The organism is Streptomyces koelreuteriae (assembly GCF_018604545.1).
Taxonomy (GTDB): Bacteria; Actinomycetota; Actinomycetes; order Streptomycetales; family Streptomycetaceae; genus Streptomyces; species Streptomyces koelreuteriae.
This window is the reverse complement of sequence record NZ_CP075896.1, coordinates 5,134,006-5,157,124: the sequence shown is the minus strand read 5'-3', so window position 1 is coordinate 5,157,124 and position 23,119 is coordinate 5,134,006. Positions and strand designations below refer to the sequence as shown.

The following is a 23,119-nucleotide window of genomic DNA, read 5'->3' as shown; positions in this document are numbered from 1 at the left end:
ATTACTTACCCTTGGCGGATTCCTTGAGCTTCGAGCCCGCGGAGACCTTCACGCTGTAGCCGGCCGGAATCTGGATGGGCTCGCCGGTCTGCGGGTTGCGGGCGGTGCGAGCGGCACGGTGGGTGCGCTCGAAGGTCAGGAAGCCGGGGATCGTGACCTTCTCGTCGCCCTTGGAGACGATGTCGCCGACGACCTCGGCGAACGCGGCCAGCACGGCGTCGGCGTCCTTGCGGGTCACCTCGGCGCGGTCGGCCAGCGCGGCCACCAGCTCACTGCGGTTCATGTTGTTACTCCCGTGTTCATCTTGCCGTTGAGGCGTCAGATCGAAGCCGATGCTGCCAGGGTCCTCCGTGAGTCCCCGGACCGGGTCCGTCGTCAGACCCTCGCGCCCAGAGACGCATCCTGCCCCTACCTGCGGCGGGAAAGCCAATCCGGCACCCGCACGAGTCGTGAGTACACCCTTCAGGAGTCACACGAAACGAGGGCCTGAGCCTGGCCGCCACGATAGGGCTCCGCTGCTCACAGAGGTCCTGCGACGCGCCGTTCCCCGGGCGGCCGTGGGGATACTCACAGTCAGAGGGCGGACGCCCCCACCGCCTTGGCGGCCTCCCGCACGGCCCCGGCGACCGCGCCAGCGACCTTGTCGTTGAAGACGCTCGGGATGATGTAGTTCGGGTTCAGCTCGTCCTCGGTCACCACGTCCGCGAGGGCCGTCGCGGCGGCCAGCATCATCTCGGTGTTGACCGTACGGGACTGCGCGTCCAGCAGACCGCGGAAGACACCCGGGAAGACCAGCACGTTGTTGATCTGGTTCGGGAAGTCGGAGCGGCCCGTCGCGACAACGGCCGCGGTCTGGCGGGCGATTGCCGGGTCGACCTCGGGGTCCGGGTTCGCGAGCGCGAACACGATGGCACCGTCGGCCATGGCGGCCACGTCGTCGCCGTCGAGGACGTTCGGGGCCGAGACGCCGATGAAGACGTCCGCGCCGCGCACGGCCTCCTTGAGCGTGCCCGTGAGGCCCTCGGGGTTGGTGTTGTCGGCGATCCAGCGCAGCGCGGAGTCCGGGGCGGCGTCCACCAGGTCCTCGCGGCCCGCGTGCACCACGCCGTGGATGTCGGCGACGACGGCGTTCTTGACGCCCGCGGCGAGCAGCAGCTTCAGGATGGCCGTACCGGCCGCGCCCGCGCCGGACATGACGACGCGGATGTTCTCGATCGCCTTGCCCGTGACACGCAGCGCGTTCGTCAGCGCGGCGAGGACGACGATCGCGGTGCCGTGCTGGTCGTCGTGGAAGACGGGGATGTCGAGGGCCTCGCGCAGCCGGGCCTCGATCTCGAAGCAGCGGGGGGCGGAGATGTCCTCGAGGTTGATGCCGGCGAAGCCCGGGGCGATGGCCTTGACGATCTCGACGATCGCGTCGGTGTCCTGGGTGTCGAGGCAGATCGGCCAGGCGTCGATGCCGGCGAACCGCTTGAAGAGGGCCGCCTTGCCCTCCATGACGGGCAGCGCGGCCTTCGGGCCGATGTTGCCCAGGCCCAGCACGGCGGAGCCGTCCGTCACGACCGCAACGGAGTTGCGCTTGATCGTGAGGCGGCGGGCGTCCTCGGGGTTCTCGGCGATCGCCATGCAGACGCGGGCCACGCCGGGCGTGTAGACCATGGACAGGTCGTCACGGTTGCGGATGGGGTGCTTCGACGCCATCTCGATCTTGCCGCCGAGGTGCATGAGGAAGGTCCGGTCCGAGACCTTGCCCAGCGTGACGCCCTCGATGCCGCGGAGTTCCTCGACGATCTCGTCCGCGTGCGCGGTCGACGAGGCCGCGATGGTGACGTCGATACGGAGCTTCTCGTGACCGGACGCGGTGACGTCGAGGCCGGTCACCGAGCCTCCGGAGGACTCCACGGCGGTGGTGAGCTGCGAGACGGCGGTTCCGCTCGCGGGCACCTCCAGCCGGACCGTCATCGAGTAGGAGACGCTGGGCGCCGTTGCCATGGCCGACTTCCTCTGCTTTCACCTGACGCTGAGTTGTGCCGTCCGATAGTCGCACCTACCGCTGGGTAGCTGGTAGCCGCCTCCGATTGCGAACTTTTTGTTCGCGAAACGGGCCAGCAAAAAGAGACCCACGTCACGTCGGACGTGGGTCTCTGCGCAAGTCCCCTGAAAAGATTAAGTGGCACCGACCCGCCATGCTCGCCTCGCGGCAAGTGGTCGCTCGTAGCGACGAAGGTTGGGCCCGGGGGCTTGGATCGAGCCGGTGCCACATCCAGGCTAACAAACAGATCCCGTAAGGCCATTCCCGTACCGGGAGTTCATTTCGCCGGCAAGTGGGTATCGGGCCGCGGTCCGTCGGACGGCCGGGATCAGTCCCTCAGCAGGTCCGGAACTCCCGCCGCGTCGGGCTCGTCCCGCTCCGCCGAGACGACCGTGAGCTGCTGGGTGGCCCGGGTCAGCGCGACGTAGAGCACACGCAGTCCGGCCGGGGACTCGTCGGCGATCTCCGCCGGGGAGACCACGATCGTCGCGTCGTACTCCAGGCCCTTGGCCTCCAGGCTGCCGAGGGCCACCACCCGGTCGCCGAGCCCGGCGAGCCAGCGCCGGGCCTCCGCGCGGCGCTGCATGGCGACGACCACGCCGACCGTGCCGTCGACGCGCTCCAGCAGCCGGGCCGCCTCCTCGCGGACGGTTTCGCCGAGGCTGTCCTCGACGACCGTGAAGCGGGGTTCGACGCCGGTGGAGCGGACCGCTCTCGGGGACTCGGAGCCGGGCATGGCCAGCGCCAGCACCTTCGAGGCCAGCTCGGCGATCTCGGCCGGGTTGCGGTAGTTCACGGTGAGTTCGAAGCGTCGGCGCGGGCGGGTGCCGAGGGCCTCGTCGCGGGCCTCGGCGGCCTCGTCCGGGTCGGACCAGGAGGACTGGGCCGGGTCGCCGACGACCGTCCAGGTGGCGTGCCGGCCGCGGCGGCCGACCATGCGCCACTGCATGGGGGTGAGGTCCTGCGCCTCGTCGACGATGACGTGCGCGTACTCGGTGCGTTCCTGGGCGAGTCGCTCGGCCCGCTCGCGCTGGGACTCCTCGCGCACCGGCATCAGCTCCTCCAGGCCGGTGAGCTGGTCCAGCGGGTCGAGCTCGCGCTTCTTCCGGGGGCGGGCGGGGGCGCCGAGGACGGCCTGGAGCTCGTCGAGCAGGGCGATGTCGTGCACGGAGCGGCCGTCGCGCTTGAGGGAGCGGGCGACCTTGCGGACCTCCCCGGGGTTGAGGATCCGCCGGGCCCAGCGGCCGAGGCGCCGCTCGTCGCTCATGGCGTCCAGGACGGCAGCCGGGGTCAGCTCCGGCCACCAGGCGTCGAGGAAGGCGATGAAGGCGTCCTCGGAGGTGATGTCCTCGTCGAAGGAGGAGCGCAGCTCGGCGGCCAGCTCCGGATCGCTGTGCCGGTTGGCCGAGCCGGACTGCTCCCACAGGGCGTCCAGGAGCAGCTTGCGGGCGCGCGGGCGCAGCAGGTTGACGGGGGCGGTGCCGCCGAGGGCGGCGCGGCGGATGCCCTGCAGTTCCCGGTCCTCCAGCTCAAGTCGGCGGCCGAAGGCGACCACGCGCAGGCGGGTCGGCGTGTCGTTGAGCTCCAGGGCACCGCGGGCGGCCTTCCGCAGCACCTTGAGCATGCGGTAGGAGCCCTTGGCGCGGGCCACGGACGGGGCGTCGTAGAGCGTGGCCTCGCTGCCGTCGACGAGGGAACCGATGGCGCGGATGGCGACCTGGCCCTCCTCGCCGAGGGAGGGCAGCACGCCCTCGGTGTAGGCGACGAGCAGCGGGGTCGGGGAGACGATCAGGATGCCGCCCGCGTACCGGCGCCGGTCCTGGTAGAGGAGGTAGGCCGCGCGGTGCAGGGCCACGGCGGTCTTGCCGGTGCCGGGGCCGCCTTCGACATAGGTCACGGAGGCGGCGGGGGCGCGGATGACCAGGTCCTGTTCGGCCTGGATGGAGGCGACGATGTCGCGCATGGTGTGGCTGCGGGCCTGGCCGAGCGCGGCCATCAGGGCGCCGTCTCCGATGACGGGCAGTTCGTCGCCGTCGAGGAAGGCCGTCAGCTCGGGGCGCATCAGGTCGTCCTCGACGCCGAGCACCTTGCGGCCCTTGGAGCGGATCACACGGCGGCGGACGACCCGGCCGGGGTCGACGGGGGTGGAGCGGTAGAAGGGGGCGGCGGCCGGGGCCCGCCAGTCGATGACCAGCGGGGCGTAGTCCTGGTCGAGGACGCCGATGCGGCCGATGTGCAGGGTCTCGGCGATGTCGGCGGTGTCGTCCGCGCGAACGGCGCCCTCGGCGGGCTCCACCGCTGTGTACGCGCCGTCGGGGCCCTTCTTGCCGTCCTTGCCGGTCAGCAGGTCGATACGGCCGAAGAGGAAGTCCTCGAACTCGTTGTTGAGCCGGTTGAGGTGGACGCCCGCCCGGAAGACCTGCGCGTCCCGTTCGGCGAGTGCGCCGGGCGTGCCGACCTGGCCGCGCTGGGCCGCGTCGTTCATGAGGAACTCGGCCTCGTGGATCTTCTCCTCGAGGCGTCGGTACACCCGGTCGAGGTGTTCCTGTTCGACGCTGATCTCGCGGTCTCTCAGGGAGTCTTCGAGCGCGGTTTCCTGTTGAGCCTGAGCGGCCACCGGGCCCCCTTCTGACGTGCATGGCAGCCGTCTACCGTACGCGAAGGGGACCCCGAAAGGCTACGCGTCGACCTCGACCAGGCGCTTGCCGTCGAAGGTCACGATCTCGAAGTGGTCGATCTCGTTGGGCTGGAAGGCGGCGCCGCCCTGGACGTACAGCGGCTCCTTGGCCTTCTCGGTCGTGGCGTCCGGGATGCCGTAGCCCCAGTTCGGGACGGACCAGGAGGAGAGCGTCTCGCGCTCGCCGTTCTTCCCGACCGCGACGAGGGCGCACTTCAGCGGGCCCTTGAGGTTCTTCGCCTCCAGGACCATGCCGGTGCCCCAGTCCTTCTTCTGGAGGGCGACCGTCGCGGTGACCTTGGTGGTCGGGTCGGTGGCCGTGATCTTGTCGGAGATGCCGTTGAAGGCTTCCTTGGCCGGGCTCGCGGAGAGCGGGCGGTTCTCCGCGCCGGAGCTGTCGCCGCCGCCGTTCGTCGCGACCGCGACGAAGGGACCGCCGGCGATCAGCGCGGCGGACGCGGCCACCATGTAGAAGCTGCGGCGGCGCTTCTGGGCGCGGCGCTCGGCGACCTCGTCGACGAGCTTCTCCACCAGGCGCGGCCGGGGCTTCGCGGACAGCGACTCGCCGATCGCGGGTGTGCCGGAGCCGGGCAGGTCGGCGAGGGCGGCGAGCATCGGCTCCATGCCGGCCAGCTCGTCGAGCTGCTGGGCGCACCATTCGCAGCCCGCGAGGTGGGCTTCGAAAGCGGTTGCTTCGGCGTCGTCGAGGATGCCGAGGGCGTAGGCGCCGACGGTCTCGTGCTCGTTCGGCACCGGGGATTCCTGCATGGGTCCTGACATACCCATGCCTCCCGTACCGAACCCTTGGTTACCCCCGTAAACACTCATCACGCCGTCACCCCCCGCTCCTCCAGTGCCAGCTTCATCGAACGCAGGGCGTAGAACACCCTGGAGCGGACGGTGCCGCTGGGTATGCCCAGGGTCTCGGCCGCCTCATTGACGGTACGCCCCTTGAAGTACGTCTCGACGAGCACCTCCCGGTGGGCGGGGGTCAGGTCGTCGAGTGCGTCCGACAGAGTCATCAGCCACAGCGCCTTGTCGATCTCGTCCTCCGCGGGGATGACCTCCAGCGGCGACGGGTCGACCTCCTGCGGCCGGGCCTGCCGGCTGCGGTGGCCGTCGATGACGATGCGCCGGGCGACCGTCACCAGCCAGGGGCGTACCGATCCGGTCGCCCGATTGAGCTGACCGGCGTTCTTCCAGGCACGGATGAGCGTCTCCTGCACGACGTCCTCGGCGCGCTGCCGGTCTCCGGCGACCAGTCGCAGGACGTAAGCCAGCAGGGGACCGGCGTGTTCTCTGTACAGAGCACGCATCAGCTCCTCGTCGGGTTCCGAGGGCTGGGACATGCGATGTCGGGCCCTCGGTGCACGTTCATTGGCCACGACGGAATCCTTGCGCACGCCCACCTCCGGTGTCCGGGGGTTCCCCCAGTCGGTCGCTCCACATGCCGTACGCAAGCGAGCGGTTGGGCGTTCAACGAGAGGCGACAGATTTCTTCGAGATGACGTGACGAGCTGGACATGGGGTCACATTCCCACCCCGCGATCTTCACATTTCCGCCACATGAGCAAGATCAACTCAGGGCTTCCCTACGGTGGCGTAGGTAAACGGTATGTAATCGAAATCACTTCGACAGCGCGTTCGCAGAAGTGTCATTTAGGACAAGGGAATTGGTTGCAGTTGCCACGCAACGGCGGTGCCGTGATGGGCAAAAGGGATTTAAGCCCGTGCGAGTGCGGCGCGACGGCGATGCCGGGCGACCCGTTCGCGGTTCCCGCAAACCTCACTGGAGCACCAACGCCTCCTGCGTCCCCGGGAGGTGTCGAGGTACACGATGGGGCAGTTGTCCCCTTCGCACTGGCGCAGCGCCGCGCGGGCGACGGGGTCGGTGAGCAGGTCGACGGCGTCCCGGGCGACGGCCGCGAGCAGGGCGGCGCAGTCGGGCGGGTCGTCCAACTGCCGTATGAGTTCACCGTCTCCGTCGCGAACGGCCCGTGGGGCGGGCGGTGCGAAAGTGGCCAGATCGTTGACGCGCGCGAGCGCGAAGTCGTACGCCCGGGCCCGGGGCGCCGACCAGCCGCGGACCAACCTCCCGACCTGGTCGCGCAGTTCACGGAAGGCCGCGAGCCAGCCGGAGTCGGCGTGGGCCAGAGCGGTGTCCGCCGGGACGAGACCGGAGCCGGTGATCCAGGCGCGCAGCACGTCCACGGAGTCGAGCCGCTCCTCCGGATGCGTGGTGGAGAGCAGATCCAGGCAGATCCGCCCGGCATCGAACCGCAGCTCGTACGGGGCCGTGGCCGTACCCAGTGCCATGTGCCTGTCACCGCCTAGGGGTTCACCCCGGTCGCGAGAGGGCCGGTGAGATGCCAGTGAGAGGGCTGGGAAACCGTTCCCTCATACAGTGCCTGCCCACTCCCCCGCCGGAAACCCCTCGACACGGGGCTGACACCGATGACCGGCCGACGGGGGTGGGGGTTCCGGCCAGGGGGCGGTGTCGGGGGCGGGCGACGGGGCGTTCCGGGGCGGCTCTCGAAGAGGCCTCGTCGGGCGGTGTTCGGGGCCGGCCGCGACAGGGCCTCGGACGTTGGTGCCGCTGGGGAGGCTCGCGGAGCGGCTTCGTCGGCCGGTGTCGCGGAGAGGCCTTGTCGGCGGGTGTCTGGGTCCGGCCGCGACACGGCCATCCGACAGGGTTTCGTATGACAGGGCCTCGGCGAGGGCTCGCGGAGCGGCCACGTCCGCCGGTGCCTCCAGCCCGGCCACGCGACGCTTCGCCGCCGACCGCCCGGAGCTGAGCCCCGCACAGCGGCGGATCCCGGGACCCGGCCCTGGCCTTCGCCACCGACACCGGCGCTTTTCGAGGGCGAGCTCGCCTGCCGTGTTCCTCGTTGAAGGTGCTGCCGCTGGTCGGCGTACCCGCTGAGCCGCCGGTGCGCGATCCACGAGGCGCTGCCGCCGAGGGCCCGCAGCGGACTGTGGGCCGAGCGACAGCACAGCTCCGCACACCGGCGCCCCTCGGCCCGGACTGTTGGCCTAGGCCCAGCCCGCGATGCCCTCGGCCCAGTCGCGGCGCAGCTCATCCGCGTGAGCGCCCGCCCGGGCTGGGCGCAGGCGGCTGTCGCCGCCGACGACAACGGAGAGGGACCGCCGTCCTCGACATCGCGGGAGGGGATCGTCAGTCGTCGCCCCCGGCTGCCCGCCGGATCCGGGCGGGCCGGGGTGTCGGCGGTCGCCCAGGGGAGGACCGCCAGCAGTTCGCCTCCCGGGGCATCGGTGTCACCCCGCGAGGACCAGCCGGGGGACCGTAGGCCGTCGCCCCCCGCCCGAGCCGGGCGGAGGCCAGGGGTGTTGGCGGTCGCGCCCCGGGGGGACCGCCGTCGATGTCGTCGAGGCTTCCCGTCGGGCCGCCGCGTGGCGCGGTGCTGCGGCAGGCGTCGGGTTGAGCACGCCGCGTGCGTAGTCGCGGTGTGCCGCTCGACCCCTGCGGAGCGTCACGCGTCCGCGTACTTCGTTTCCGCTGCCGGGTCCAGGGCCAGGCGGTAGCCGCGTTTGACCACCGTCTGGATCAGTTTGGGGGCGCCGAGGGCGGTGCGGAGGCGGGCCATGGCGGTTTCGACGGCGTGTTCGTCGCGGCCGGCGCCGGGCAGGGCGCGCAGGAGGTCGGCGCGGGCTACGACCCAGCCGGGGCGGCGGGAGAGGGCGCGCAGGAGGGCCATGCCGGCGGGCGGGACGGGCTTGAGGTCGCCGTCGACCAGGACGGCGTGGCCGCGGATCTCCACCCGGTGCCCGGCGATCGGCAGCGAGCGCGCCCGCCCGGGCAGCTCCTGGCAGAGGAGCTGGACGAGCGGGCCGAGCCGGAAGCGCTCGGGCTGGACCGTGTCGATGCCGTGGCCCTGCAGCGGCAGCGCGGTGACCGGTCCGACACAGGCCGGCAGGACGTCGTGGCCGAGTGCCGCCAGCACCTCGGGGAGCAGTCCGCGTTCCTCCGCCCGGGAGAGCAGGGACGCCGCGGCGGGCGCGCTGGTGAAGGTCAGCGCGTCGACGCCGCGGGACACCGTCGCGTCCAGGAGACGGTCGACCGGCCCGATGTCCTCCGGCGGCATCCACCGGTAGACGGGCACCCCGACGACCTCGGCACCACCGGCCCGCAGCGACTCCACGAACCCGGGCAACGGCTCCCCGTGCAGCTGGATCGCGATCCGCAGCCCGTCGACGCCTTCCTCCAGCAGCCGGTCGAGCACCTCCGCCATGGACTCCGACGACGGCGACCACTCCTCCGTCAGCCCGGCGGCCCGCACCGCGCCCTTGACCTTGGGCCCGCGCGCCATGATCCGTACGCCGCCCAGCCGCGCCAGCAGATCCTCGCCCAGACCCCAGCCGTCCGCGGCCTCGACCCAGCCCCGGAACCCGATCGCGGTCGTCGCCACGACGATGTCCGGCACCTGGTGGATGATCTCCTTCGTCGCGGCCAGCAGCTCGCTGTCGTCGGCGAGCGGCACGATCCGCAGGGCGGGGGCATGCAGGACGGTGGCGCCGCGCCGCTGGAGCAGCGTGCCCAGCTCCTCGGCCCGGCGCGCGGCCGTGACGCCCACGGTGAATCCCGCCAGTGGGCCGTGTTCCGGTCGCTGTTGTTCCTCGTGCATGCTCTCGTCCCGCATTCGAGTCGTCGTACTCCATGGGTTCGGCGTACGTGTATGCCGATCGAGCCTGTCAACGGCTCGTGACAGGCTCGGTTCGGCTTGATGTCCGCGGTGTTACTTCACACCTTGGCGTAGTTGAGCTGCGGCTTCGCCTCCGAGGCTGTCGTCGTGGCGGGTACCCGCGGTGCCGTACCCCGAAGGTATACGGCCCAGGTGATTCCGAAGCAGACCGCGTAGAAGCCGAGGAAGGCGACGAACGCGCCGGTCCCGGAGCCGTAGGAGAGGAAGGACTGGCGGAAGGCGAGGTTGATGCCGACACCGCCGAGCGCGCCCACCGCGCCGATGAGTCCCATGGAGGCGCCGGAGAGCCTGCGCCCGTACGCCGCGGCCTCCTCACCCCGCAGCCCCTTGGCCAGGGCCTTGTTCTGGAAGATGCCCGGGATCATCTTGAACGTGGAGCCGTTGCCGAGCCCGCTGAGGACGAACAGCACCACGAACGCCCCGGTGAACAGTGCCAGCGACTTCTCCATGGAGGCACCGATCAGGACCGCCGTCGCGACACCCATGGCGACGTAGTTCCACAGGCTGATCTTCGCGCCGCCGTACCGGTCGGCGAGCCAGCCGCCGACGGGCCGGATCAGGGAGCCGAGCAGCGGGCCGAGGAAGGTGACGTACGCGGCCTGGAGCGGCGTACGGCCGAACTGGCTTGTCAGGACCTGGCCGAAGGCGAAGCTGTAGCCGATGAAGGAGCCGAAGGTGCCGATGTAGAGGACGGACATGATCCACGTGTGGGCGTCCCGCGCGGCGTCCTTGGCGGCGCCGGTGTCGTTCTTGACGTTCTCCAGGTTGTCCATGAACAGCGCGGCCATGACGGCGGCCACGACGATCAGCGGGATGTAGATCCCCAGCAGCACGCGCGGGCCGCCACCGGCACCGATGATCGCCAGCGCGACCAGCTGCGCCACGGGGACCCCGATGTTGCCGCCGCCCGCGTTCAGGCCGAGGGCCCAGCCCTTCTTCCGCAGCGGGAAGAAGGCGTTGATGTTGGTCATGGAGGAGGCGAAGTTGCCGCCGCCGATACCGGCGAGCAGTCCGACCAGCAGGAAGGTGGAGAAGGAGGTGCCCGGCTCCATCACGGTGAACGCGGCGACGGTCGGGACCAGCAGGAGGCCGGCGGAGATGATCGTCCAGTTCCGGCCGCCGAAGATCGCGACGGCGAAGGTGTAGGGGACCCGGACGACCGCGCCGACCAGCGTGACCATCGAGGTCAGCATGAATTTGTCGGCGGGGGTCAGGCCGTACTCCGGGCCCATGAAGAGCACCATCACGGACCACAGGGTCCAGATGGAGAAGCCGATGTGCTCGGACAGCACGGAGAAGTAGAGGTTGCGGCGGGCGACCTTCTCCCCGGTTTCCTTCCAGAAGGTCTCGTTCTCCGGATCCCAGTGCCGGATCCAGCGTCCGCCCCTGCTCGGGGGTGCGGGTGCCGTGCCAGGGCCTGTCATGACGCCTCCACTTGCTCCGGGACTCGGTCGTACTACGAGTGGCTGAATCCGAAGGTAGGGAGAACGCGTTTCGTGACTGTGCCACCGAGTGACCTCGGTGGAACTTTGCTCTCACCCCGGGCCCGGGCGGGATGAGAGGTTCGACGCCATTGTGTCAGCGCTGCGGGTGCTGCCAGTGGGGATTCTGCGGCGGCTGCTGCGGCGCGTAGGGGCCGGGCTGCTGCTGCGGCGGATACGGCGCGGCAGGGGGCTGCGTCCCGTACGGACCGGGCGCGTGCCCGGGCGCGGGCTGAGGCGGGTAGGGGCCCGGGGCGGGCTGGGCGTACGGGCCTGGGGCGGGCTGGGCATACGGGCCCGGCGCCTGTCCCTGTCCCTGTGCCGGCTGCTGGTATCCGTAACCTACGGGCGCCTGCCCGGGCACTCCACCGCCCTGGCCCGGCGCACCGCCGTACGGCCCCCCGCCGAAGGGATTGCCGTGCCCGGGCAGCTGCGCCCCCGGCGGCAGGTACCGCATCCGCCCGTTCTCGTCCGTCACCGGCATGAAGCCGGCCGCCTGCAGCCGGGCGGCGAACTTCGCGTTGCGCTTGCGGGTGACCAGGAGCCCGATGCCGAAGACCGCCATGAGGAGCAGCCAGATCACGCCCGCGACGATGAAGGCGGAGGCATCCCCTCCGGAGCGCAGGGCGAGGATCACGCAGCCGATCGTGAGGCCGAGGGCCGCGTAGCCCATGCGCTTCTCGGCGCTCTTGCCGGTGAGGTCGAAGTTGATCCGGGCCTTGAGGAGCTCGAAGGCGTCGGGCACGAGCGGCGGCAGGGAGACACCGTCGGCGGCGTTCGGATACTGCGCCCAGTTCTGCGCGGCCCGGCCCCGGGCGTGCGGGCTGGGGTCGGGGAGGATCAGCATCGTGAGCGCGCCGTTGCGGCCGTTGCTCTGCCGGACGTCCGCGTACTCGTAGCCGAACTGCTGGGCGACGAAGGCCAGCCGGGCGAGCTTCTTCACGGACGCCATCGGGCTGGTGAGCTCGACCGGCTCCCCGCTCGCCATCAGCCGCAGCATCTTCTGTGTCTGCCGCTTGCTCATCCCACCGCTCCCCCGGCCCGTCATCGATCGCAGTCGTTCACCTGCGCAACTCGGGCAGTTTTCCACACCGGAGACGCCCGGGGGCAACGGGAATCAGCCGCCGCGTGCCGCTCGCCTCCGACTCCCCCGAACCCTCACCCGGGGCTCACTCCTGGGCCACAACCGGGGCCTCTGCTTCGCCGCCAGGTCCTCCACCCAGCCGAACGCCAGGACGCACCCGCCGATCAGCACCCAGGCCAGGAACAGCACCGGCCAGACGCTCTCCAGCAGCCCCGGGACGTTCTGTTCCAGCACCGTGACGCCCCACAGCCGGTCCCACAGGGTCGCGGCGATCAGGATGCAGATGTTGTGCCACAGATAGATCGTCACGGCCCGGGAGTTGAGCAGGGTGATCGCCCCGGCCCAGCGGCGCAGCCTGCGCGGCCACTCCGGCCAGGACGGGCTGATGTGCAGCAGCAGGAACACCGTGCCGAAGGACCACAGGGCCTGCGCCAGGGGCATGCTGTCCAGGTCGTTTCCGGCGGAGAAGTCATGGCGCAGGGCGTACCAGAGGCCCACCAGGGCGATGACGGGTGCCACGGACGGGACGATGTAGCGCGGCAGCCGCTTGAGGACGCCCTCCTGGTGGGCCATGCCGAGGATCCAGCAGGCGCCGAAGGTGGAGAAGTCGGTGAGCGCCGAGGGGAACCGCTCGCCGGGCAGGGCGAGGTAGCTGTGCTCGAAGGCGACCGCCAGGGCGATCGGCGCGAGGAGCGTGACCACCGGAAGGGCGCGCAGGGCCTTCAGGAGCAGCGGGGACAGCAGCACGAACCAGAGGTAGGCGCGGATGTACCAGAGCGGGCCGGCGAGTTCGGCGGCCCAGTCCTCGCCGATGAAGCCGTGGACGCCGGGCAGGCCCTCACCGTAGGGCGGGTCGCTGAGCGGGACGATCCAGAAGGTGAGGTGGAGCCACCACCAGCCGGGATGGCCATCGGCGTCCGGTCCCCAGCCCTGGAGGACCATGCCGGTGACGCCGACGACGCCCAGCAGCCACAGCGGGGGCAGCAGCCGCCGCAGCCGGCCGCGGATCACCTGCACGGGCGGACGCTTGAGGGAGCGGGCCATGAGGTTGCCGGCGAGGGCGAACATCACGCCCATCGACGGGAACACCAGCGGCAGCCAGGCCCAGCCCGTCAGGTGGTAGAGCACGACACGGAACAGGGCGAGGGCGCGCAGCAGGTCGAAGTACCGGTCGCGGACGGGGCCGGTGCGGCCGGTCCGCTCCTTCTCCGGGGCGGGGGCGACGGCTTCGGGGTGTGTGGTCATCAGGCCTGCCTCCCGCCCACCGGCTGCTGGGGCGTGCCGCTGCCCGGCCCGGGCAGGCCGACCGCGCCGGTGCGCCGCAGCTTCTGCCAGCGCAGCCGGCCGCCGGTGAGGGCGGTGATCCAGGACTGGAGCAGTACGACGTACATGAGCTGGCGGTACAGGAGCTGCTGGAGCGGGAGCGAGATCAGGTGGGTCATGCGTTCCTTGTCGAGGTGGAACGCGTAGGCCGCGCACACGCCCTGCACCGCGAGGACGCCCAGCCAGGCGCCGATGGTCTTCTCCGTCGGGCCGAACACCAGCCCGTACAGCAGGAACACGTCGATGAGCGGGGCCAGCAGCGGCGCCACGACCATGAACATCGCCACCAGCGGCAGTCCCACCCGCCCGAAGCGGCCCGAGTGCCCGCTCTCCACGAGGGACCGGCGGTGCTTCCAGATCGCCTGCATCGTGCCGTACGACCAGCGGTAGCGCTGGGACCAGAGCTGCTGGACGGACTCGGGGGCCTCGGTCCAGGCGAGGGCCTTCTCCGCGTACACGACGTGCCAGCCGTCGCGGTGCAGGGCCATGGTGATGTCGGTGTCCTCGGCGAGCGTGTCCTCGCTCATGCCGCCCACCCGCTCCAGCGCGCTGCGCCGGAAGGCGCCGACCGCGCCGGGGATGGTCGGCATGCAGCGCAGCACGTCGTACATGCGGCGGTCGAGGTTGAAGCCCATCACGTACTCGATGTGCTGCCAGGCGCCGATCAGCGAGTCCCGGTTGCCGACCTTGGCGTTGCCCGCGACGGCGCCGACGCGCGGGTCGCCGAAGGGCTGCACGAGTTCGCGGACGGTGGCCGGTTCGAAGACGGTGTCGCCGTCCATCATCACGATGAGGTCGTACCGGGCGTTGGCGATGCCCCGGTTGAGGGCCGCGGGCTTGCCCGCGTTCATCTGGCGGATGACGCGTACGCCGGGCAGGCCGAGGTTCTCGACGATGCGCGCGGTGCCGTCGCTGGAGCCGTCGTCGATGACCAGCACCTCGATGGGGTGGTCGCTGGCGACCAGGGAACGGACCGTCTGCTCGATGCACTTGGCCTCGTTGTAGGCGGGCACGAGGACGGATACCGGTTCCGTGACGGTCTCGCCCCAGCGGAAGCCCCGACGGCGGACCCGGCGGGCGTGCGCCACGGAGAGGATCAGCATCAGCCCGAGCCGGGCGAAGACCAGCACACCGACGACGGCGAGCCCGGCGACGAGAACGCCGGTCGTCTTCTCGGAGGCCTGGACGAGGAAGACCCACGCGTCGCCCTTCAGCGCGTCGAGCCCGGCGACCGGGGTGTGCGCGCTGGGGGCGTCGAGGGTGGCGGTCAGGGTGTCGAAGCGGTAGCCCTCGCCCTTGAGCCCCGAGATGAACCGGTCGAGCGCGGCCACGGTCTGGGAGCGGTCACCGCCGGAGTCGTGCATCAGCACGATGGCGCCCTCGCCGTTCTCCGGCGTGGCGTTGCGGATGATCTGGTCGACACCGGGCCTGCGCCAGTCCTGGCTGTCGGTGTCGTTGACGATGGTGATGTAGCCCTTGCTGCCGATGTACTCGGTCACCGGCCAGGACTTGTTGTCCATGAGGTGGGAGTACGACGAGTAGGGCGGGCGGAAGAGCGAGGTGCGGATGCCGGCCGCCCCGGCCAGCGCGAGCTGGCTCTGCGAGAGCTCCCAGTCGACCCGGCTCTTGCTCTGCAGCGCGAGGTCGGGGTGGTTGAAGGTGTGCAGCCCGATCTCATGGCCCTCGTCGACCATGCGCTGGACGAGGTCCGGGTAGCGGGAGGCCATGGTGCCGGTGATGAAGAAGACGGCGTGGGCGTCGTGCTTCTTCAGCATGTCGAGGACCTTGGGCGTCCAGACGGGGTCGGGCCCGTCGTCGAAGGTCAGCACCAGCTGGCGGTCCGGGAGTTCCAGCGCGGTCGGCTTCTCCTCCCGGGTGTCTATGACGGGCCCGCCTTCGAGGATCTCCTTCGGGACCTGGTCGCTCGACGTGGGCGGTCCGACCCGGTGGTCGGCGAGGATCTCGCTGTGCACATAGCCGCGCAGCATGAGCATCGCCATCAGGGCGACGAGGAGCAGCAGGGGCAGCAGCAGGCGCATGGGCAGACGGCGGCGCCTGGAGCCGCCACGGGCTCGGGACGCGCGCCCGGAACGGCGGGTACGGGATGCCATGGGTGGTGGTACTCCGGGTGGTGCGGGAGTGGGTGGTACGGAAGCGCCCTCAAAGGGGCGCGGGTGCTACGGCAGCGCCCTGAGGGGGCGCGGGGAACCGCGCGACCGGCCACGACGGTGCCGCAGAGGAACGGCGGCCCGTCGCGGCGCCTTCAGCGAAGCGCTCAGGCCGCGGGCTGGTCGGCCGCCGGCGGCTCGGCCGCGGGCTGGTCGGCGACGGGTGACTGTGCGACCGGCTGGGTCGCGGCCGGGCCGTCGGCGACCGTGCCGGTGCCGGTCGTCTCGGTCGGCAGGGGCGTGGGTTCGCCGGGCGGCGACGGCTCGGTCGTCGGCGTGCTCGGCGGGTCCGCCGGCTTGCTCGGGGTCGGGTCGGTGGCGCCGGTGCCCGGGGCCGGTGCGGTCCGGGACGCGGTCGGCGAGGGCTTGGTGGTCGTACCGGAACGGCCGGGGGCCGCGGGGGCGACGGGGTCCGCGGGGTCGCCGGCGCTCGCGCCGGGCGCGGGTGCCGTGCCCTCGACGGTGGTCGGTGTGCTGCCCGGGGCGGTGGTGCCGGCTTCGTCGGTCGGTGCCGAGCGCTCGGGCACCGGCGGGGTGTCGACCTGGCCGGCCGGCGGGGCCTCCTTCTGGCCCGGCACGGGCAGCCAGGGAGCCTGGGAGTTGCCCGACATCAGCGTGGCGACGATGACGACCGCGTAGACCCCGCAGGCCAGCGCGACGGCCATACCGATCCGGCGGAAGCGGCGGCTGCGGCGGCCGGACTCGTCGACGAACACGGGCGAGTCGGCGGCTTCGGCGCCCGCGCCGGGACCTTCCTTGACCTGCCGTACGAAACCGTCCCCGAGCTGGACGGCGTCGAGTTGGACGGTGACCTCGTGCGGGTCGTGGCTGTGCTCGGACGGGTCGTCGGTCTCCCCTGCGGTTTCCCCGGGCTCCTGCCAGGGGTCGCGGACGGCGGGCCGGGCGCCGGGGCCCGGGAGGGACGAGTCGAACTCGCCCTCGCTCTGCCGGGGGATGCCGCGCAGTATCTCCGTCCCGGCGGGCAGCCCGTGGCCGGTCCCCTGGAGGTCGCTCCCGGCGAAGAGCTGGGTGGCTCTGCGGTCCTGGACTCTGCCGTCCGTGGGGAGTTCACCGGTCACCGCCGCGGCCTCGGGCCACTGCGGTTGGGCGTCTTCTCGCCAATTTTCCACGCGCACGCACTTCCCCCCACGGGATGGTTCAGGTGCGCTGACGACCTGAGCACCCGCCGTCGGACCGGGCCCCCTCGCCCGTCCGAGCGCCCCCCATTACCACACCGTGCTCAGGCGTTGAATGTAGCGCACGCGGAGGATCGGTGTGGACCGCGTACCGAATCGTGTCAGTCGCGGGACGCCATGCGGACATCGCCCTCGGCCGGAATCCAGGCCCCCGCGGGCCTGTCCAGCCAGCCCTCCTCCACCGCGAGCCGGGCCGCCGCCCGGCGCAGCGCGTCGAACGCGGGATGGGTCAGTCCCCTGCGCCACACCAGCGACACGGGAGACAGCGGAACGGGGTCGACCAGGGGCCGCGACACCATGGACGGCAGGGCCGGGAACCCCACGACGGCCAGGACCGGGTTGCGTGTTCTGGCCATCACGCGCTGGAACTCCTCCTCGCCCACGGCCAGCGGCGCGGGTGGCGCGATCTCGATGCCCCGTCCGTCGAAAAGCTGCCGTGCGAGGCCGGTCCACTCCGGTGTGCGCGGATTGCCGGCCCCCGCGTAGACGGTCTCGCCGGCCAGCTCGGCGAGCGGCACGGCCTCCAGCGCGGCCAGCCGGTGGTCCTCGGGCAGCACGACCGCCATCGGCTCGTACCGCACGGGCTGGTGGTCGAGCCCGGTCCGCAGCGCCGGGTCCAGTCCCTCGAACCGTCCGAACGACGCGTCCAGCCGCCCGGCGAGCAACTCCCCGGCGGCTCCGGTCAGGCCGCTCTCGTACCGGGCCATCAGCTCGTGCCCGGGGGCGAGTTCACGCGCCAGGTGCAGCACCCGGCGCGGTGTGACCAGGCCCGGGGAGTTGAGGTCGACCAGCAGGGGCCGGGCCTGGTCGAAGGCGGCGAGCAGCTCGTCCTGCGCCGTCAGCACCCTCCGGGCGTACGGCAGCAGCCGCTCCCCCTCGGGCGTGAGCGTCACCTGCCGGGTGGTCCGCACGAACAGCTCGGCACCCAGCTCCCGCTCCAGCCGCCGCACATCCCGGCTGAGCGCCTGCTGCGCCACATGAAGCCGCACCGCGGCACGCGTGAAGTGCAGCTCCTCGGCAACGGTGACGAAGCCACGCAGCAGACGGGGATCGAGGTGGGCGGGCATGCGGCGAACCTACAGCGGGGGGGGCGGCGGCAGGATGCCGCTGCCCGACATCGGGGGCGGGCGACGCCGCTGCCTGTGATCGCGGGAGGGCTCGGGCGACGTTGCCGCCCAGCATCGCGAGGGTGGAGGCGCCACCGCTCCCCGACACCACGGGGCCGCGGTCAGCGCCGCTGCCCAACAGCACGACGGCTCAAGCCGGCGGCCCCGCGCGCCCAGGGAATCAAGCGACGCCGCTGCCCACCGCGCGAAGACGCGAGCGACGCCGCTCCCCGAGCGCGCGAGGGATCAGGCGACACCGCTCACGAACAGCGCAGGGGCACAGGCGGCGGCGCCTCCCGAAAGCGCAGGGGCACAGGCGGCGGCGCCTCCCGGAAGCGCAGGGGCACAGGCGGCGGCGCCTCCCGGAAGCGCAGGGGCACAGGCGGCGGCGCCTCCCGGAAGCGCAGGGGCACAGGCGGCGGCGCCTCCCGGAAGCGCAGGGGCACAGGCGGCGGCGCCTCCCGGAAGCGCAGGGGCACAGGCGTCGCCGCCTCCCGACAGCACAGGCCTCAGGAGCCGGTGCCCCGCCCGGATGCCCCGCCCTGTCTCGTCCCCTCGCCGGCGTCGGTGCCGGTGCCGGTGCCGGTGTCGGGGCCGGAGGTGTCCCGTGCGCCGGTCTGGCCCAGGCGGTGCCGGGGCACCGTGCGCAGGGGTGGGCGGGTCAGGGTGATCTGGCGGACGACCTGCTGGAAGCAGGCCAGGGCCGCGACGCCCGGGAGGGCGGCCGCCGCGGTGCCGAGCACGGTCCTCGGCGCCTGGGCGACACAGAGCAGTACGGCGACGCAGGAGAAGACCAGGACGACACACCAGGAGTGCACGGCACGGCGCTGGTGGAGCGCGGCCCGCAGCACGGACAGGGAGGCCACCAGCCAGGGCCCGTACACCAGCAGGGGCCACCAGCTGCCGAAGCTCTTCCCCTCGGGGGAGACGCCGACCAGGCGCAGGGGGTCGTAGGCGACCATGCCGCCCAGGAGGCTCACCGCGGAGGCGATGACGGCCGCCAGGGCGGCGACGAAGAGGCTGGTGGTGCGGAGCAGGCCGGGTCTCTTGCGGATGCGGACCTTGCGGTGGCGCCGGTGGACGTCCCGCACCGGCGGCAGTTCCTCGGTGATGTCCTGGAGCCGCCTCATATGGGCGCCCGACGGGACCCGGACCGGTACGGGCTCCGGATCCATCGGGTCCAGGTCCGCCTCGATCACCTCGTCACGAGGGGCGGGAACCCTCGCCGCCTGCTGCCCCAGCGCCTCCTCGAGGATGAACGCCAGTTCCTCGGCCGGATCCCAGGTCGGGTCCGGTGGTGTCAGGGGGGTGAAGAACTCCCGGGACGGAGCCCGGTGCCGGCCACTGCCTTCGATTTTATTGTCATACATCGCGCGACCCGACTATTCCGCAAGCGCGAATGCGGGCCATTCCGTGGCACTGATCCACCGTCGCGCAAGATCCTTTTCCAGCACACTCATGACATCGATGAAATCGCGCAGAACCGGCTCGGTCACCTGCAGCGTGACCGGGCAACCGCCGTTGGTGAGCGTGCCGTTGACGGTGGCCGACGAGTGCGCCGGAGCGGGAATGTAGGTGTACGGGCCGAGCGTTACCGCCCAGCCATTTTTCCTGGTCGCCTCGGTCATGTACCGACTAACCGTCGGCCCACATCGGCGGATGCGCGGCAAACGAGTGAAGGATTTCCCCGTTGAGCATCTTTTCCACGCGCCAATAGAAGCATCAGGCGGTCCTACAACACAGGTGCGTGAGTCCGTACGGAACAGGTGTTGGACCGCTTGATCACCCCCGGGCGACGGTGGGGCCATGCCGCACCTCACCCCGTACCGCCGTCTCTTCAGCCTGCCGGGCGCCCGCGCGTTCACCGCCGGGAACCTGATCGCCCGGCTGCCGATGGGCATGTTCAGCGTCAGCGCGGTCGTCATGATCGCCGGGACGCGGGGCTCGTACGCCCTGGCCGGCGCCGTCACGGCGACGGGGCTCGCGGCGACCGCGGTGGTCGCGCCGTGGACCGCGCGGCTCGTCGACCGGCACGGACAGGCCCGGGTGGCCCTGCCCGCCACGCTGATCGCCGTCCTCGGCTCCCTCTCGCTCCTGCTGTGCGTGCGCCTCGACGCCCCGGACTGGACCCTGTTCGCCTCCTACGCCGCCACCGCCACGACCCCCAACACCGGCGGCATGTCCCGGGCCCGCTGGGCGCATCTGCTGGCCGGCGACCCGAAGGGCCTGCACACCGCCCACTCCTTCGAGCAGGCCGCGGACGAACTGTGCTTCATGCTGGGTCCGGTGCTCGCGGCCTTCCTGTGCGGGGCGTTCTTCCCGGAGGCGGGCACGCTCGTCGGCGCGGTGCTGCTGCTGACGGGGATGCTCCTGTTCACGACCCGGCGTGCGACGGAGCCGCCGGTCCGCGAGGAGATACCCGCGAAGGCGCCGCTGCGCGCCCCCGGCATGCCCCCGCTGCTCGCGGTCTGTCTGGCGATGGGCGGGATCTTCGGCTCGACGGAGGTCGTCACGCTCGCGTTCGCCGACCGGCAGGGGCACCAGTCGGCGGCCGGTGCCGTACTCGCGCTCCAGGCGGCCGGTTCCTGCGCGGCGGGTCTGCTGTACGGCGCCGCGAAGCCCACCGGGCCGGCGGCGGCACGGCTGCCGTGGTGCGTGGCCGCGATGGCCGCCTTGCTGGCGCTGCCGCTGCTCGCGGCGAGCCTCACCGGCTCTCTCCTCTGTCTCGCGGGCGCGCTGCTGGTCGCCGGGATGGCGACGGCCCCGACGATGGTCACCACCATGACGCTGGTCCAGCAGCGCACCCCCGAGGGCCGGCTGAACGAGGGCATGACCCTCGCGGTGACCGGCCTGCTGGGCGGCATCGCCGGTGGCGGCGCGCTCGGCGGCTGGACGGTGGAGCATGTGTCGGCGACGGCCGGATACGGCATCCCGGTGACGGCGGCGGCCCTGGCCCTACTGCTGTCCCTGGCCACGGCGTCGAAACGCTTCACCAATTCCTGGACACCCCATTGACGCCCTCACACACCCCGCATACGTTCGACTGTCGAAGCGCTTCGATACCCCCTCGAAACCGCTTCGACACCATGCGCCGGGAAGTTGAGGACCCCCCACATGAAGTTCACCGACGGCTACTGGCTTCTGCGCGAGGGCGTCACCGCGGCCTACCCGGCCGAGGTCCTCGACGTCACCGAGTCGGACGGCGCGCTGGAGTTCCACGCGCCGACCCGGCCCATCCGCTCCCGCGGCGACCTGATGACGGGCCCCGTCCTGACACTGCGCGCCCACACCCCCATGGCCGACGTCATCGGCCTGACACTGACGCACTTCACGGGCGGGCAGCCCCGGGGCCCGGAGTTCGAACTCACCGACTCCCACCCGACCGCGCGGATCGCGTACGACGACGAGCACACGACCCTGGCCTCGGGCGACCTGTCGGTCCGGGTGGCCCGCGGCGGCCCCTGGCACGTCGAGTTCGCCGCGGGCGGCCGGGCGCTGACCGGCAGCGGTCACCAGAGCATGGGCATCATGCGGGACGCGACCGGCGCCCACCACCTGCGCGAACAGCTAGTGCTCCAGGTCGGCACCTCCGTCTACGGCCTCGGTGAGCGCTTCGGCCCGCTGGTGAAGAACGGGCAGGTCGTCGACATCTGGCAGGCCGACGGCGGCACGTGCAGCGAACAGGCCTACAAGAACGTGCCCTTCTACCTCACGGACGCGGGCTACGGCGTCTTCGTCGACCACCCGGGCCAGGTCTCCTTCGAGGTCGCCTCGGAGGTCGTGTCCCGGGTGCAGTTCAGCGCGGAGACCCAGGAGCTGACGTACTACGTCATCTACGGCCCGACCCCGAAGGACATCCTGCGCAAGTACACGGCCCTGACCGGCCGCCCGGCGCTGCCGCCCGCCTGGTCGTTCGGCCTGTGGCTTTCGACGTCCTTCACCACCTCGTACGACGAGGAGACGGTGACGTCCTTCATCGAGGGCATGAGGGAGCGTGAGCTCCCGCTCTCCGTCTTCCACTTCGACTGCTTCTGGATGCGCGAGTACCAGTGGTGCGACTTCCGGTGGGATCCGCGGGTCTTCCCGGACCCGGAGGGCATGCTGGCCCGGCTCAAGGCCCGTGACCTGCGCGTCAGCGTCTGGATCAACCCGTACATCGCGCAGCGCTCCCCGCTGTTCGCCGAGGGCAGGGCGCTCGGGCATCTGCTGAGGCGCCCGGACGGCAGCGTCTGGCAGTGGGACATGTGGCAGCCCGGCATGGCCCTGGTCGATTTCACGAGCCCAGCCGCCCGCGACTGGTACGCCGCCAAGCTGGAGGCGCTGCTCGCGCAGGGCGTCGACTGCTTCAAGACGGACTTCGGCGAGCGCGTGCCGCTCGATGTGGCCTGGTCCGACGGCTCCGACCCGGAGCGGATGCACAACTACTACACGTACCTCTACAACCGCACGGTCTTCGAGGTACTGCGCAAGCACCGCGGCGAGGAGGAGGCCGTTCTCTTCGCCCGCTCGGCGACGACGGGCAGCCAGCAGTTCCCGGTGCACTGGGGCGGCGACTGCGAGGCGACCTACGAGTCGATGGCCGAGTCCCTGCGCGGCGGCCTGTCCCTCGGTCTGTCGGGCTTCGGCTTCTGGAGCCATGACATCGGCGGCTTCGAGGGCACGCCGACCCCGGCCCTGTTCAAGCGCTGGCTGGCCTTCGGCCTGCTCTCCTCGCACAGCCGGCTGCACGGCTCCTCGTCGTACCGCGTGCCCTGGCTGTTCGACGAGGAGTCCGTGGAGGTCGCGCGCCACTTCACCCGGCTGAAACTGCGCCTCATGCCCTATCTGTACGAGGCGGCCCGGACCGCCCACACCGAGGGTGTGCCGGTGATGCGGGCGATGGTGCTGGAGTTCCCGGACGACCCGGGGTGCGCGCATCTGGAGCGGCAGTACATGCTCGGCCCGGACCTGCTGGTCGCGCCGGTGTTCAGCGACGAGGGCGACGTCACCTACTACGTCCCCGAGGGCACCTGGACCCACTTCCTGACCGGGGAGACGGTGACCGGCCCGCGCTGGGTGCGCGAGCGGCACGGCTTCAGAAGCGTGCCGCTGCTGGTCCGGCCCGGGGCCGTGATCCCGGTGGGCGCGGTGGACGACCGCCCGGACTACGACCATGCCGCCGGGGTGACCCTGCGGGCGTACGGCCTCCAGGACGGCGACCGCGTGACGGTGCCGGTCGGGGACGTGACCTTCACCGTCGTACGCGAAGGGGGCACCCTGCGGGCGTCGTGCAGCGACCCGGCGATCCCCTGGACTCTCGCCGACGCCGGCGGCCACGACGTCCGGCCATGA

The 23,119-nt window shown here is 71.6% G+C and carries 17 protein-coding genes; 2 read left to right on the top strand and 15 right to left on the bottom strand.

The window, feature by feature from the left end; genetic code table 11:
• Nucleotide 1 precedes the first annotated feature (1 nt).
• The 15 genes from KJK29_RS23265 to KJK29_RS23195 form a co-directional block, all read right to left on the bottom strand.
• A complete protein-coding gene (locus tag KJK29_RS23265; RefSeq protein ID WP_215121071.1) occupies nucleotides 2-283 on the bottom strand; it encodes an HU family DNA-binding protein in 282 nt (93 codons plus the stop codon).
• Between the two features lie 290 nt (nucleotides 284-573).
• Nucleotides 574-1,992 (bottom strand): NAD-dependent malic enzyme, encoded by a 1,419-nt coding sequence (locus KJK29_RS23260; protein ID WP_215121070.1) that lies wholly within the window; start codon nucleotides 1,990-1,992, stop codon nucleotides 574-576.
• A gap of 368 nt (nucleotides 1,993-2,360) precedes the next feature.
• A complete protein-coding gene (locus tag KJK29_RS23255; RefSeq protein WP_215121069.1) occupies nucleotides 2,361-4,649 on the bottom strand; it encodes a HelD family protein in 2,289 nt (762 codons plus the stop codon).
• 60 nt (nucleotides 4,650-4,709) lie between these two features.
• Nucleotides 4,710-5,537, bottom strand: a complete 828-nt coding sequence (locus KJK29_RS23250) for an anti-sigma factor family protein (protein ID WP_285439955.1) — start codon at nucleotides 5,535-5,537, stop codon at nucleotides 4,710-4,712.
• Complete coding sequence (locus KJK29_RS23245; protein ID WP_010039908.1) at nucleotides 5,537-6,058, bottom strand: sigma-70 family RNA polymerase sigma factor; 522 nt, start codon at nucleotides 6,056-6,058, stop codon at nucleotides 5,537-5,539. Before KJK29_RS23245 ends, KJK29_RS23250 begins: the two co-directional genes overlap by 1 nt.
• A gap of 373 nt (nucleotides 6,059-6,431) precedes the next feature.
• Nucleotides 6,432-7,025, bottom strand: a complete 594-nt coding sequence (locus KJK29_RS23240) for a CGNR zinc finger domain-containing protein (protein ID WP_215121067.1) — start codon at nucleotides 7,023-7,025, stop codon at nucleotides 6,432-6,434.
• A gap of 1,175 nt (nucleotides 7,026-8,200) precedes the next feature.
• Nucleotides 8,201-9,352, bottom strand: a complete 1,152-nt coding sequence (locus KJK29_RS23235; protein ID WP_215124421.1) for a uroporphyrinogen-III synthase — start codon at nucleotides 9,350-9,352, stop codon at nucleotides 8,201-8,203.
• 116 nt (nucleotides 9,353-9,468) lie between these two features.
• On the bottom strand, nucleotides 9,469-10,854 hold the full coding sequence (locus KJK29_RS23230; protein ID WP_215121066.1) for a nitrate/nitrite transporter: 1,386 nt from the start codon (nucleotides 10,852-10,854) through the stop codon (nucleotides 9,469-9,471).
• A 154-nt stretch (nucleotides 10,855-11,008) separates the two neighbouring features.
• Nucleotides 11,009-11,935, bottom strand: coding sequence for a hypothetical protein (locus tag KJK29_RS23225; protein ID WP_215121065.1), 927 nt, complete (start codon nucleotides 11,933-11,935; stop codon nucleotides 11,009-11,011).
• A 93-nt stretch (nucleotides 11,936-12,028) separates the two neighbouring features.
• Entirely contained in the window at nucleotides 12,029-13,240 is a 1,212-nt protein-coding gene (locus KJK29_RS23220) for an acyltransferase family protein (RefSeq protein WP_215121064.1), read from the bottom strand.
• Nucleotides 13,240-15,429 (bottom strand): bifunctional polysaccharide deacetylase/glycosyltransferase family 2 protein, encoded by a 2,190-nt coding sequence (locus KJK29_RS23215; protein WP_215121063.1) that lies wholly within the window; start codon nucleotides 15,427-15,429, stop codon nucleotides 13,240-13,242. The genes KJK29_RS23220 and KJK29_RS23215 overlap by 1 nt, the downstream gene beginning before the upstream one ends.
• 164 nt (nucleotides 15,430-15,593) lie before the next feature.
• Nucleotides 15,594-16,622 carry a hypothetical protein gene (locus KJK29_RS23210; protein ID WP_251057911.1) on the bottom strand — a complete coding sequence of 343 codons (1,029 nt, stop codon included), beginning with the start codon at nucleotides 16,620-16,622 and terminating at the stop codon, nucleotides 15,594-15,596.
• A 161-nt stretch (nucleotides 16,623-16,783) separates the two neighbouring features.
• Entirely contained in the window at nucleotides 16,784-17,749 is a 966-nt protein-coding gene (locus tag KJK29_RS23205) for a LysR family transcriptional regulator (protein WP_215121062.1), read from the bottom strand.
• Nucleotides 17,750-18,297: 548 nt separating this feature from the next.
• Complete coding sequence (locus KJK29_RS23200; protein ID WP_251057910.1) at nucleotides 18,298-19,158, bottom strand: hypothetical protein; 861 nt, start codon at nucleotides 19,156-19,158, stop codon at nucleotides 18,298-18,300.
• A gap of 12 nt (nucleotides 19,159-19,170) precedes the next feature.
• Nucleotides 19,171-19,416, bottom strand: coding sequence for a hypothetical protein (locus tag KJK29_RS23195; RefSeq protein ID WP_215121061.1), 246 nt, complete (start codon nucleotides 19,414-19,416; stop codon nucleotides 19,171-19,173).
• 178 nt (nucleotides 19,417-19,594) lie between these two features.
• Between KJK29_RS23195 and KJK29_RS23190 the strand changes: the two genes are divergently transcribed.
• Together KJK29_RS23190 and yicI are read left to right on the top strand one after the other, a co-directional pair.
• Nucleotides 19,595-20,803: an MFS transporter gene (locus tag KJK29_RS23190; RefSeq protein WP_215121060.1), complete on the top strand. Its 1,209-nt coding sequence runs from the start codon at nucleotides 19,595-19,597 to the stop codon at nucleotides 20,801-20,803.
• A 99-nt stretch (nucleotides 20,804-20,902) separates the two neighbouring features.
• On the top strand, nucleotides 20,903-23,119 hold the full coding sequence (gene yicI / locus KJK29_RS23185; RefSeq protein ID WP_215121059.1) for an alpha-xylosidase: 2,217 nt from the start codon (nucleotides 20,903-20,905) through the stop codon (nucleotides 23,117-23,119).